The sequence below is a fragment of the Wolbachia endosymbiont of Drosophila incompta genome (genome assembly GCF_001758565.1).
GTDB lineage: Bacteria > Pseudomonadota > Alphaproteobacteria > Rickettsiales > Anaplasmataceae > Wolbachia > Wolbachia pipientis.
This window is the reverse complement of record NZ_CP011148.1, coordinates 778,633-778,847: the sequence shown is the minus strand read 5'-3', so window position 1 is coordinate 778,847 and position 215 is coordinate 778,633.

The window sequence follows — 215 nt, the reverse complement described above, 5'->3', positions numbered from 1 at the left end:
ATCGAAAATGTTGTAACCACTTTCTGTGCTAGTTTGCTTGCTTACAAGCAAACTTTCCTGGATCCCAGTGTCTGGGCACTGGGATGACATCATAGGGACACTGGGATTACACCCTGACAATCGTCATCCAGCTACTTGTTAGCGGCTAAGAGATACCGCGAATGAATCGCGGTATGACGGTTCGTGGCGGCATGACGATAACCTCGTCTCACTGC